Annotated in this window: 8 protein-coding genes; 3 read left to right on the forward strand and 5 right to left on the reverse strand. The window is 52.1% G+C overall.

Annotated elements, in window-relative coordinates:
* Window positions 1-37 precede the first annotated feature (37 nt).
* From Enr17x_RS24615 to nrfH, 3 genes are all read right to left on the reverse strand, one after another.
* Complete coding sequence (locus Enr17x_RS24615; RefSeq protein WP_145312339.1) at window positions 38-1,285, reverse strand: neutral/alkaline non-lysosomal ceramidase N-terminal domain-containing protein; 1,248 nt, start codon at window positions 1,283-1,285, stop codon at window positions 38-40.
* A 160-nt stretch (window positions 1,286-1,445) separates the two neighbouring features.
* Entirely contained in the window at window positions 1,446-2,810 is a 1,365-nt protein-coding gene (locus tag Enr17x_RS24620; RefSeq protein ID WP_145312341.1) for an ammonia-forming cytochrome c nitrite reductase subunit c552, read from the reverse strand.
* Between the two features lie 58 nt (window positions 2,811-2,868).
* Window positions 2,869-3,369 (reverse strand): cytochrome c nitrite reductase small subunit, encoded by a 501-nt coding sequence (gene nrfH / locus Enr17x_RS24625; RefSeq protein WP_145312343.1) that lies wholly within the window; start codon window positions 3,367-3,369, stop codon window positions 2,869-2,871.
* Window positions 3,370-3,612: 243 nt separating this feature from the next.
* On the opposite strand from nrfH, the gene Enr17x_RS24630 reads away from it, so the two are divergent.
* Window positions 3,613-4,464, forward strand: a complete 852-nt coding sequence (locus Enr17x_RS24630) for an alpha/beta hydrolase (RefSeq protein WP_145312345.1) — start codon at window positions 3,613-3,615, stop codon at window positions 4,462-4,464.
* Window positions 4,465-4,481: 17 nt separating this feature from the next.
* Here Enr17x_RS24630 and Enr17x_RS24635 read toward each other — a convergent pair whose 3' ends face one another.
* On the reverse strand, window positions 4,482-8,732 hold the full coding sequence (locus Enr17x_RS24635; protein ID WP_145312347.1) for a PVC-type heme-binding CxxCH protein: 4,251 nt from the start codon (window positions 8,730-8,732) through the stop codon (window positions 4,482-4,484).
* 80 nt (window positions 8,733-8,812) lie between these two features.
* On the reverse strand, window positions 8,813-10,084 hold the full coding sequence (locus tag Enr17x_RS24640) for an SGNH/GDSL hydrolase family protein (RefSeq protein ID WP_145312349.1): 1,272 nt from the start codon (window positions 10,082-10,084) through the stop codon (window positions 8,813-8,815).
* A gap of 206 nt (window positions 10,085-10,290) precedes the next feature.
* Between Enr17x_RS24640 and Enr17x_RS24645 the strand changes: the two genes are divergently transcribed.
* Both Enr17x_RS24645 and Enr17x_RS24650 read left to right on the forward strand, forming a co-directional pair.
* Window positions 10,291-11,232: an isochorismatase family protein gene (locus Enr17x_RS24645; RefSeq protein ID WP_145312351.1), complete on the forward strand. Its 942-nt coding sequence runs from the start codon at window positions 10,291-10,293 to the stop codon at window positions 11,230-11,232.
* A gap of 199 nt (window positions 11,233-11,431) precedes the next feature.
* Window positions 11,432-12,655 (forward strand): IS4 family transposase, encoded by a 1,224-nt coding sequence (locus tag Enr17x_RS24650; RefSeq protein ID WP_145312353.1) that lies wholly within the window; start codon window positions 11,432-11,434, stop codon window positions 12,653-12,655.
* Window positions 12,656-12,776 lie beyond the last annotated feature (121 nt).

Genomic DNA, 12,776 nt, shown 5'->3' on the forward strand with positions numbered 1-12,776 from the left:
ATCTGAGAGAGAACGAATTCCGTGAATTCGAAGCCCCTTATGGGGCGCCCGCACTCTGCAGCCCCTGGTTCAATTCCAGAACTTTTCCGATGATTCGCTCTTCGACATCAGGCTGATAAGGACGGCTCGCTTCATAGCCTCCTTCCAGCAGAACCCGTTTACTGGGGATATAACCGGAATAAACGTTCGAATAACCGGCGACCCAGATCGCAGGTCCTTCCTGCTCGAACAGTTCTTCCTTAATACGAAGCGAATAATCGACGACGACTTCGGTTCCCAGCGCGACAATGGTTAATCCCTTCCCGAACTGAATCACCTGCACGGGATAATTCCAGGGTTCCCGTTTCTTTTCTGGCAGATACTCCAGTTCAACGGTTCCGTAAGCGGTCTTGAGTGGCCCATGCAACACATGCTGATGCAACAGCGTGCGCTGATTGACTTCGAGGGCGGCTTCAATCGCCGTCGCCAGCGAACGACCGTGTTTATGTGCATAATGCAGTTCGCTGCGCGGATACGGATTCTGATCGCCCCCACAGCCCATCATGAACAGTGCAGTCACGCCGGGATGATCCTTTTCAAAGTACTCTTGCGCAAACCCGGCATAATCGCCCAGCCATTTGCGAAAGCCCATCGTCGTATTGTGACAGGCATAACCAAACATGACCGCCTTCAATTCCCCTTTCGGATCGTCCACACGCAGGACAGGCACCTGATGGTCGACCAGACCGTTGGGATTGGGATGATTACGATATCCCGTCGCGGTGGGCGTACGGCGATTCATGGCGACCGAACAGCGGGCCGCCGACCAGCTCAGCTTCGCAGGTTGCATGCCTTCAATGGCTTCGCCAATGGTTTTCACCAGAGCCGGCACCAGTGTATCATAATATTCTTTCGCATCATCGCGGCCATACGCGGGACCACAGTGTGTATGCGAGGCATTCATCAGCAGTGCCTGCGGCGGCAGATTGTATTTCTCCTGCACCTGTTGTGTGACATCAGCTCGTAAGCGGTCAATCACGCCAATCAGATCGAGCGTCAGAAAGACAACCCGGTTGCCTGCTTTGTCTTCGATCGCCAGTGCTTTGCCGTACAGATCCTGCTCGGTTCCTTCTGCCGGTTCCTTGCGGCCGGCGTAGCCAGCCATTCGCAAAGGCTTCGCAGGTGTGATCTTTGCTGACGCAACTCCGACTTTCCATTCCAAAGGCTCCGCTTTGGCAGGTTCGGCTGCGTTGGAGTGAAAAGTGAAACTGAAAACAAACAGCAAACAAAGCGGGAATCGAATCATGCTGGGGAACCTTTTTGATTACAGGAGTGTAAAGGTGCTATCAGAATCGAGTCTGATTGCGGAGAGACTCAGCACCTTGATCGTAACCGGCCCCAACCCAGTGATCAACAATTTCTTATTGATTTGAATTTAATCACTATCCCGATGAACACGTCACAAATCAGCGCAACGCATTCTGGCCTTTTCGGGAGTAATCGATGGATTCCCCCAGAATACGAGCCGCCTCTTGTCCTGCATGAAAACCAGACGAATTTTCCGCTTCCACATAATCCACATAAAACGTGGCTTTCCGCTGCCACTGTTGCGCTTCCTTGATTTTCTCTTCAGAGACCCCGTTCGCTTTGGCAGCGTTAATATCATTAATCAGATCAATGACACTATTCAGGGCAACTTTGACTAGTTTCTGATGACGAGACTGAATTATTTCCGTTCGTGCGATCAATTCCTGATCATCCGATTTGTGACAGGTACCACAAGCAGTATTGACGTTGAGCAGGGGACTGCGAATGTGATGGTCGCTGATCTTCATGGCGCCGACACGTTTGTAAGCCATATGACAGTCCGCACAGGAAACTCCTGCCCGGGAATGAATGCCCTGTGACCAGAGTTCAAACTCCGGATGCTGTGCCTTCAACATGGGCGCCCCGGTCTCGGCATGCGTCCAGTCTTTGAAATTTTCTTTTTCGAAGTGTTCATAAGCGGCATCGACTGTCAGGCCTTCCGTCCAGGGATATGTCAGTCGCTTCTTGTCGCCTTTAAAATAATATTCAACATGACATTGCCCACAGACATACGACCTCATCTCCTGTCGCGTCGCATCGCGGTTGACATCGTAATCCTCGATTCCCTGTGTCGCTTTATAGTCTGCAATGCCCTCCATAAATGCCGGACGGGTAATCCGCAGCGCCATCGTGTCGGGTTCATGACAGTCAATACAGGCCACCGGATGTGTGACGTGCTCTTTGGCTTCCATGTAAGGCATCGTATTCAGTTTTTCGAACCCGGCCAGAATATCACCGTCACCCAGTTCTTTCATCGCGCCATATGTGGAAGCGTGGCAGTGAATGCAGGTACCAGGCTGACCTACTTTCTGCCGCTCGGTATAAAGTTGATCGGTCAGCATATAGGCATGCCCACGTTTCTCGCGATAATCTTTTGAAAACCCATAACCGGCCCACATTTGCTTTAACTGGGGGATCATTTCGAGTTTACTGCGGGAAACGATATCGCGGGGATCTCCCTCTTTATGACCATTGGGGATCGCTTCGCTGCCCCCATAGGTGGTTTGCACCATGTCGGCCGTCTTGAGGTAATCGTCGTACTGCAGAGGGAAATTTTTGCCCCAGACCGCCGGATCAGTCGTATTGTCATCGATTTCAACCACGCGCATGATTGTTGTGCGCGCTTCCTGCTTGCGTTCAAAGATGTTCGTCAGCAGTGCCACAACACCAAAACAGATCCCTGCAGAGAGAACTGCCACCAACAGCAATGTAGACACTGAAATCTGACCAGTTTGTTTTTTCATTTTAGATTCCGAAAAAGTAAAGAACGATCAATGAAAAGGAGATAAAAACCGCGGCGAATCACGTATCGTGTCCGACTGTTGAATGACAGCGGATACAGGCGTTCGATTCCACGCGCTCGGAAGCATTTTTATTGAGCTCACCAATCGCAAGAATATCGATTTGATGGACAAGATCTGTATGACATTTTCGACAGGCCTGCTCGGTGACACTCCGATTGTAATCTGTGATCCGCAGGTTTTCTTCAAAATCTCCAGTGGTAAAAGCGAGCGAGTGAAAAAAGCCATTCCTCGCTTTACAATAATATGCCGAGACAGCACTGTCGTGGGGCGCATGACAATCATTACATGACGCAAACTTTCCATGCGATGACTTGACCCAGGCATCGAAGTGACCTTGCATGACATGACAATTCGCACACGATTGAGAATCCGCCTTCAGATAAGAGGCCCCCTTGGCGTAACCGAAAGTGAACGTTCCAATTCCCACAATTCCACCGATCAGTACGGCAATCAGCAAGTATAAAACAGTCTTCTGTTTAAGCCCGGTAATTTGCTTCATATCTTGCTTGAGGTGCGCCCTCGCCTTGAATTTTCTGGAAGAGAATAACAGCTTTGTAGTGTGGCTGATATTTTCAAAAATGCAAGCAGAAATCCGGCATTCTATATAATGAGACGCTTTGAGAAATTTGCGGCGAATTTTCATTTCGATCAGCTACAACTGCCCCTCAACGATTGCTATCATAGGGTTTCACATTTCACGATTTCGCGGAATCCGCTTAAAATTCATACAGGAGACTCAACTATGAAATACCTCTGTCTGTCTGCATTTTTACTGTTAACACTGGCGGCAGCGCCGATCGAAACCCCCGAACCCGATGAGCGGATCGCTGTCTGGCCTGATCGCCCTTTGTTGGATCAAAGTGATGATGAAGTCTCCTACAAAAACATAATTCGTATTACCAAAGTCAAACGGCCCGCCATTGAATTCTATAAATCCAAAAATGCCAAACCGAATGCACCGGCGGTCGTGATATTTCCAGGTGGCGGCTATAACGTACTGGCCTATGATCTGGAAGGCACCGAAATTGCCGAATGGTTGAACTCAATTGGCATTCACGCCGTCGTCGTTAAGTACACGGTACCCGGAAATCAGCGTGAAGCAGCATTGAAAGACGCCCAGCGCGCCATGGGAATTGTGCGCAGTAAAGCCAAAGACTGGGGCATCAACCCTGAACAGATTGGGGTCCTCGGTTTCTCCGCCGGCGGTCATCTGGCGGCAAACCTCTCCACCAATTATCAGAAACGAAATTATGAAGCCATCGACGCCGCCGACAAATTAAGCTGCCGCCCCGACTTCACCGTGCTGATTTATCCCGCCTATATCTACGAAAAAGAAGACAAGCGAAAGTCGGCTCCGGAAATCAAAGTCACCGCGCAAACCCCGCCCGCCTTCATCGTGCAGACCCTCGATGACCGTCGACTGGTCGACAGCGCGTTCAATTACACGCGCGACCTCAAAGACGCTGAAGTTGACGGCGAGCTGCATCTCTACGCGAAAGGAGGGCACGGCTATGGCCTGCGTCCGTCCGAGAACCCGATTTCCGGCTGGCCAAAACTATGCGGCGACTGGCTCAAACGAACCACCGGAAATTAAACACGCATTCGCACCCCTCAGGGGCCGCCGACTACTTTGAAGCGGCCCTCTGGTTGCTTGTCTGCTTTCTGGAATTCGACTCGCAAATCAAGCTCGCCGCGATCTTTCCGGTCGATTTCAAATGTCAACTGAGTGCGACCGCTGGGCAGCAACAACAGCGTCGATTTTTTCAACGAAATCGGCGTCTCGTTCTGCCAGACCTTCAAACCTTTGATCGAGTTGAGCTCCATCTGCACATAGCCCGGCTGATTCACATCCACAAACGCGATAGCGCGGGTCAACGGTTTTTGCAGATTCAAATCACTGGCCGGCAACGTCCCATTCACCATGCTGTATGCCGCCGCCGTGGACTGTTCCAGTGATTTGAAGTTCGCCAGATCTTCTGACGTCAACGGTGCCTCGGCCCCACTTAACCGCCAGCGCCGGACCACCTGTGCAACACTCGTTGCATAAGGACCGGGGCGACCGAGTTCCGTCACGAACTTCACCAGATCCAGAAATTCCTGCCGATTCTGCAATTTACTGGCAAGCCCCTGAGGCATCAGCGAAGGCAACTTCTTCGTAAAATCAATCTGCTCCGCTGGAATCGTCACCAGTTTCCCCTGCTGAGCCGCGTCTTTGAGAACCACTTTCTGATCGTCCTGGACGACCAGAATCCCATTGAACACGCGGCCCTCATCCGTAACCACCATCAGACTCTCATAAAATTCCTTGATCACCTTGGACGGCCTCAGAAAGGAATCGACAATATAATCAGGGGGTGAACTGGAACCGATGGCAGCCAGATCGGGACCAAGAACCGGCCCCGCATTCGAAATACTATGGCACTTCATACAGGCCAGTTCCGCTCTACGAAAAATCTGCTCGCCGCGTGCGGCGTCTCCCTGTTCGCGGACTGCTGTCGCCAGTTCCAACACATTCTCGTTGAGCAATTGTGCTTCCAGTGAATCCTGCATCACCGTGCCACCAAAGGCGGTAATCAACGCCTGATTCGTTTCTCCTGTTTCAATCAGGTACTGCCGGATCTGCTCGGCCACGCGCGGATGAATCGACGCCGCTTTCAACTGGTCGGCCAGAATTTCCGAGCCTCCCTTGCGTTTCGTAAATGCGAGCAAGAACCAGGCGGGGTCGGTATCTTTCGGATCTTGATTCAATATTTCGGGCGTCAACGCTGCCGCCTGTTTCATGTCATGTGCGGCCAGACCATATACGCCCAGTAAGCGTTGATCGATTGGCTTTTTCGATTTCGCCAGTGCGTTCAGAAATTTAAGCGAAGCTGCATCACCAAGCATGCCCAGTGATTCCGCCGCCAACTGTTTGACTTCCGGGTCTGTATCGGGTGCGTTAATTTGACGTTGCAGCCGGCGACCTTCGCGCGTCAGTTTCCAGGAACCGATCAAGCGCGCGACCGACTTTTGTACCGGCAGCCCCGGCACCACCGCAGACCGGCTGAGCATTGAGCCAATGTTGCCTTTGGGAATCACACCACGTTCACGGGCGGCACGATCCAGGGCATTCAGCAGTGTGCTCAACGCTTCCGGTGAAATCCCTTTGCCTCCCTGCGTTTTATACTCGCGCGTGACTTCCACCAGACTCAACACCAGCGGCTCCAGCTGATTGGCGTTCGCTCTTTCCGCAACGACCTGGGCCGGGCCTTTCAGCAATTCCGCATCAATGCTGCCCGCGTTCAACAGATCGATGATCACATCAATCGACTCATTCGAAAGCAGGTTCGCCAGCGCGTAGTTTTTGTGATCTGTTTTCTCGAATTTGACTTTGCCCTGCTGCCGCGGTTTGACCCAATGTTCCTGTAAACCATCAATCGTCAATTTCAGTGCATGTTCCAGATATCGGTCCATCGGCGCATCAATGGCTTTGACGGCGATCGTCACCGAACGCGGATCGGGAATATAACCGGCAGTCAGAACGGCTTCGAGACGTACACGCGGATGCGGATCATGAATGGCCGTCTCCAGTAAGTCCAGCGGATTTTCAATCTGCGGATACCAATAGCGTAATACCCGCAAGGCGGCTGCCCGCGCACGAGACTCTTTTGATTTGAGCACATCACGCAGCAATGGCTCGTTCACCACGCCGATGGTCTGATAACACCAGAGTGCTTCCAGTTGATGATGATCAAAATTCGCTTCCAGCGAGTCCAGTTTGGCCACCCAACTGTCAAGGGCCTGTTTCGCATCATCCTGGTCAGCGTCATAGAGCACGCGTTTGACCTGCTGCCGGGTAAAACTTTCGGGATCTTTCAAATGCGAAACCACCTCGGCCAAGGGCACGCCCACTAATTTCGGACGCTCCACCAGCGGACGATCTTTATACGTCACTCTCCAGACACGACCATGCGTCGTATCACGGCGTTCGTCACGGAAACTGTGTTGCATGTGGCCGATCAGCGGATTGTACCAGTCCAGAATATACGCGGCGCCATCAGGCCCCATCTTCAAATCCACGGGGCGAAAGTAAGAACTGCTGGATTGAATCAGCGGATCGAGTCCCTTAATCGTATAGCCGGCACCGTCATCAGATACTTCATACCGGGCGACAACGTGTGATTTGTACTGGTTGGTCCAGATTTCGCCTTGCACTTCTGCCGGAAAATGGCGACTGGCAACAAATTCGCCGCCACACTGCTTCGTTCCCTGACCGCTGGCTTCATAGCCCAGCTTGGCTCGACTGTTGGCGGTTAAGGGAGCAGTGAAATAGAGTCGCGGGTTATCGATCACAAAAGACTGCCCCCAATCATCAAACATATGCCCCCAGGGGTTCGACGCACGATAGTCGGCAAAGACATTCAACTTGCGGCTGCGGGGATGAAACTGGAACACGCCCCCATTCTCCAGTCGCACCGTTCCGTAGGGTGTTTCCACCTGCGAATGCATGAACGTCCCTTCCTGGAAGTAGATCCAGCCGCCCGGCCCCCAGCGCCAGGCACTGATGGAATGGTGGTTGTCTTCCGTCGCAAAACCGGTGAGCACCACTTCGCGGTGGTCGGCTTTCCCATCGCCGTCGGTATCTTTCAGAAAGAGTAAATCCGGTGCATTCGCCACATACACGCCGCCATCACCGAGTTCCAAACCTGTGGGCACATACAGGCCCTCCGCAAACACGGTCGATTTATCGGCCCGGCCATCATGGTCCGTGTCTTCCAGAATCACAATCTGATCGTTTGGTTTTTCACCCGGCGAGACCTGGGGATACGAGGTCGAACAAATCACCCACAGTCGCCCCTGCGGATCCCAGGTCATGTGGATTGGATTAACCAGCATCGGTTCCGCAGCGAACAAGTTCACTTCATAACCGGGCAACATCGTAAACGTTTTTCGCTCGACTTCGGGCGAATGATCCTGCGTGAGTTCGAACGGTCGTTTCAAATTGGGCGCGGAATTCGCGACTGCCATCCGCTCGGGTGTTGTTCCCACCGGTTTTTCCAGACACCAATGAACGCCATTAACCAGCAAGCGGTTGACCGCATCCAGCTTAAACGAGTCTTCATGCCCCAACGTGGTCGTAAACACCCGGCTGCCCCATTCGTTCTTCCAGGTCCAAGCGACAGGCCAACTCATTTCGGCTGAGAGTTCATGCGTTCCAAACTGATTCTTGACGATCCCCGTCCGCTTTGACTTCCCGGTACCGGTCAATAACGGCGTTGCATCGGCGGGAATCTTTGTTTTGTATAACGTACCCGGATCGATAAATTTTGCAGCCACGCCGTTCAGAATTTCGTGATTCCGATGCGAGGGCACATGCTCCACGACCGTCTCACTGGAAAGGTGCAGGAAATATTCCGAACCCAACACCCGCTTACCAAACCCCCGATTCCATTCCGAGAGGGGATGACCTTTTTCATAATCGAAGGCATGCGTACTGGTGCGCAAGCCGATCACCGGTTTCCCGGATTCAATATAGTTTTGAATGTGTGCAAACTGCTTGGGCGGCAGTTGCAGAAACCGCATATAAAACACCGCCAGATCTGCCTGCGCAAGCACTTCCAGGCCGGGCAGTCCCACCCCGTTCTGATTCCGCTCCGGATTTCCTTCGGGGAGAATCACCGTGGTTTTAAAGCCATACTGCTCTAAGCGTTTTGCGAAAGCGGGAATCGTCTTCTGAGGTGAATAATGTGTCGTCCCCACCACGAATACCACGTGCGGTTTCTCAGCCTGTTCGGCGGCAAGACTTTGGCGCGCTGACAGAAACAGTCCACAGCAAACGGAGAGCACCAGAGGGCATTTCAGAAACGTCAGAGACTTAAACATAATCAACTCTTATGATAAAAGGTTTTGTGAACCAATATTTGACGAAGTATTAGAGATCAATCGCGTCAGGAGAGAAATCCTTATTCAATACGCACCAGTTGCCAGCGTGTTTCTTCCTGAGGCCGGTCCTGACTTCCGATCTTGGACTCGCGTCCCTCGATCAACGCGGCAAAGGTCAACATCTCGGGAGGAAATGAGACCGCACCAAAGGGCTTGGTACGACGGCCGAAAATATATTCTGCGTTATGGGCACGATAGACATAGAAAAACAGTTCGTTCTTTCGGTCGATGTGCGACCGGAGTTCATTCACCTGCGCCTGCGCAGGTAGGTTCTGCAAAAACAGACCGCAGCTCCAATCGGCTGCGCTGGCTTCGGTAATCGTTGTCCCGTTGACTAGCAGACGATATTTGCCGTCCGGTAAATGCTTGACAGTCAGACGAGGTTGTGCCGCCTGTAAGTCAGTGTCCACAATCGCCGATTCCGGAGCCGCAGGAATCGGCAGGGTACTCGCTTTGAAGGTAAACTGAATTCGCTCTGGCTCGAATGTCTGCTGAGAGATTGTGGCATTCGTGGCAGCGACTGTTTTGGCTTGCATATCGACCAGCAATTGGGAACTCTGAATTTTCTTTCCCAACAGTTCACTGGCGATAAATTGACTGACCGCCCAGTAGCCGTACTCATTCAGATGAATGCCATTGCGGGTTAATTTCTGCGAAGGATTTTGAGCCATCCGTTTTTTCGTCTCTGTGAAGAGGTCCACGAACGGAACTTGGTGTTTTTCTGCAATCACTTGCATTGCCCGCGTATACGCCGACAAACTCTGATTATGTTTCGCGGGGTCGGGAAAGGGCGGGCCCATGTTTTCATGCGCGATCGGAGAAATCATGACCACCCGCGGTGCGGAAGCGTCATTATATTTTTGTGAAGCCAGATGCTTGAGAAACTGTTCCCAGTGTTCCGTATACGCCTTTAAACCCTCTTGCCCGTCGAACGATTCATTCATGCCGAAACAGGCGAGAATCACATCGGCTTTCTGCTGTTTCAAATGATCATCGAGCGAACCAAAATTGAGCGGTCGCGGCTGCAGATTCAGAGTATCGCCCGACCAGGCCAGATTGCGAAACGTGAGTCCTTTGACATCCGCCTGCGACGTCAACAGCGTTTCCAGATAGTTATACAATCGCATTTGATCGGCGAACGTATTCCCGATCAGGACAATCCGATCTCCTTCTTTCAAAACCAGTCGTTGCGCTACAGATTCACTTTGCCGCGCGTCTGCCGCAAAACCTGTTGACAGATAACTGACGCAGACAACCAGCATGAAACTCAACAGTGAAAACGAGGCTCGCATAAAATCCGATCCTGAGTAGAAATCTGAAAAAAGTGACTGTACCTGCACTCCATTATGAGAGTAACAGCGGGCAAATAAAAGTCCTCTTCGCACAGAGAAACGAACAGTCTGGCGTTTTCTTGCCTGATTCCGATTGAATTGATGCCTCCTCGGCTGCACAATACAAGAGCCTCTTTCCGTCTTCCTTTAAAACAGCAGGAGTCATTATGCCCACTGCATCTCTCCACCACCGACGTCATTTTCTGAACACTGTTTTTCAAGGCTGCGCAGCCGGCTCCCTGTTCCCCGCATTTTCCACACTACTGGCTGACGAACGTTCTCAGTCAACACGTCAGATTCCCGCGGTTCCGGGTAAGCTCTTGATCCACCTGAGAAAACGGACCGCCAAAGCACCTTTGAAAGCAATCAATGATACGGCGGAATGGGACGCTTCAGAAACCGCCATTATCATCTGCGACATGTGGGCCGACCATCCCTGTAAGCTGGCTGCGCAGCGGGTGGACCGGATGGCGCCGCGGATGAATCAGGTTGTCTCACTGGCCCGCGATCAGGGCGTCGCCATCATTCACGCTCCTAGTGGCGGGATTCAATTATACGAAGAGACGCCGTTTCGCAAACGGATTAAAGAGGCCAAACCATCGAAGCCCCCCGTTCCGATTCAAGGCTGGTGTTACCTGAACCCGGAAAAAGAACCGCCGCTGCCTGTGGATGACACAGTAAAACGTTCCACGGAATCGAGTCTGCGGGGCTGTGATGATCCGATTGCCGATTACAAAAAGAACACCGACCGCCACGAACACCCGGCGATTAAGATGGTCGGCTACGATGTGGTTAGCGCTAACGGTCAGGAGATCTATAATTTTCTGGAACAGGAACAGCGCAAGAACATCGTGCTGATGGGCGTGCATACCAACATGTGCGTTCTGGGTCGCCCGTTTGGAATTCGCCAGATGAGCTATCTGAGCAAGAACGTGGTCCTGTGCCGCGACTTGACCGATGCACTCTACGATCCCCGTGACCGTCCCTTTGTCAGTCATACCCGGGGCACGGAAATGATTATCGAACACATCGAAACGCACTGGTGCCCTTCCATCCTGGGTCGCGATCTCACCAAAGTTATTCCAGGCTCGAACAATCCGGTGTCTTAAGGCACGCCATGATTTACTTCACCAGCGATAATAAAAGGGATAATAAAAGGGGTCAGGACCAATCCTGTTCGGCACAGTTTATGCTACCTTTTAAAAATCACTGCGAACAGGGAGTTTTCGTGTAATTCGTGCCGTTCGTGGTTTGTAAATTGGTCAATCTGCACACAGGAAGGCGCGTTGACTGTTTGAGACTTCTGTCATGCCACGAACGAAGCGCGCCAAGATTAAAGAACAGGAAATCACCGGCCTGAAGTATTTCCGACAGTTGGGAAGCCTGCTGCAGGAACTGCATGACGTCGGCTGTGAACGTGACCGCGCTGGCAATCGCAGTCTGCACATGGATCAGTATTGCACGATGATCCTGCTCTATCTTTTTAATCCCATTGTGACGTCTCTACGCGGTCTGCAGCAGGCCAGTGAACTCAAAAAGGTCCAGAAAAAACTGAAGTGCCCCCGCGCTTCTCTTGGCTCGCTCTCTGAATCCGTGGCTGTCTTCGATTCGGAACGACTGAAGCCGATCATCGCCACCCTGGGTGACAAGCTGGCGCCAATTGCGAAAGACAGCCGACTGCAGGACATCAAGCATACGATGACCCTGGTTGATGGAACCGTAATTACCGCGTTGCCCCGCATCGCCCAGGCTTCATTTCTCGAAACACAATCCGGTCATTCCAACCTGATGAACTGGACGCTGCATACGCACTTTGAAGTGGACTGCCACGTGCCGACACGAATCGACGTCACTCCCACCGGCGGAGGAGAATTCGACGAACGAGCCGTGCTGGACCGCGCCGTTGAATCGGACCGCACATATGTGATGGATCGCGGTTACGCGAAATTCGAACTCTTTAATCAGATTGTCGAATCTGGCAGCAGCTACGTCTGCCGGATTCGTGACAACAGTGTCTACGACGTTCTATCAGAGCAGGAACTGACAGACGCAGACAGGGCCGCTCACGTCATGAGTGATGAGATCATTCAACTGGGATCAACTCAAGCGAAATCAAAACCCAATCATCAGCTCCGGTTGATTCAGATCGAGATGGAACCACATCAGAAGCGAACTCGCTATGGCGGCAAGAGCACGGGGCCTAACTGCGATGGCGTGTTGCGGATCGCGACCAATCTGCTGGACGTTCCCGCTGAAATCATTGCGCTGATGTATCGTTATCGTTGGACAATTGAAATCTTCTTCCGTTTCTTCAAGCATATGCTGGGCTGTCGTCACCTGTTGAGCAGATCGCAAAACGGCATCGAGATTCAGACTTACTGCGCGATCATCGCCTGCATGCTGATCAGTCTGTGGACGGGTCGCAAACCGTCGTTACGCACCTATGAAATGATCTGCTGGTATTTCACCGGCATGTGTGACGAGGAAGAACTGCTGGCGCACATCTCCCGGTTGCAAAAACAGAACGACTGAAACACGGGCCGTCGGTACGTCTCGTCTGCCTTACTTCACGCTGCGCCGATTTATCTGAGAGCGAGTGCTCGCATTGCCACTCCGCAGATTTTACAATCACTCAAGGCCCTGATCCAAAAAT

It is taken from the genome of Gimesia fumaroli (assembly GCF_007754425.1).
Classification (GTDB): Bacteria; Planctomycetota; Planctomycetia; order Planctomycetales; family Planctomycetaceae; genus Gimesia; species Gimesia fumaroli.

Coding starts and splice junctions, on each gene's coding strand:
- Enr17x_RS24615 (WP_145312339.1), bottom strand. CDS start 1,285: ATGATTCGATTCCCGCTTTGTTTGCTGTTTGTTTTCAGTTTCACTTTT.
- Enr17x_RS24620 (WP_145312341.1), bottom strand. CDS start 2,810: ATGAAAAAACAAACTGGTCAGATTTCAGTGTCTACATTGCTGTTGGTG.
- nrfH (WP_145312343.1), bottom strand. CDS start 3,369: ATGAAGCAAATTACCGGGCTTAAACAGAAGACTGTTTTATACTTGCTG.
- Enr17x_RS24630 (WP_145312345.1), top strand. CDS start 3,613: ATGAAATACCTCTGTCTGTCTGCATTTTTACTGTTAACACTGGCGGCA.
- Enr17x_RS24635 (WP_145312347.1), bottom strand. CDS start 8,732: ATGTTTAAGTCTCTGACGTTTCTGAAATGCCCTCTGGTGCTCTCCGTT.
- Enr17x_RS24640 (WP_145312349.1), bottom strand. CDS start 10,084: ATGCGAGCCTCGTTTTCACTGTTGAGTTTCATGCTGGTTGTCTGCGTC.
- Enr17x_RS24645 (WP_145312351.1), top strand. CDS start 10,291: ATGCCCACTGCATCTCTCCACCACCGACGTCATTTTCTGAACACTGTT.
- Enr17x_RS24650 (WP_145312353.1), top strand. CDS start 11,432: ATGCCACGAACGAAGCGCGCCAAGATTAAAGAACAGGAAATCACCGGC.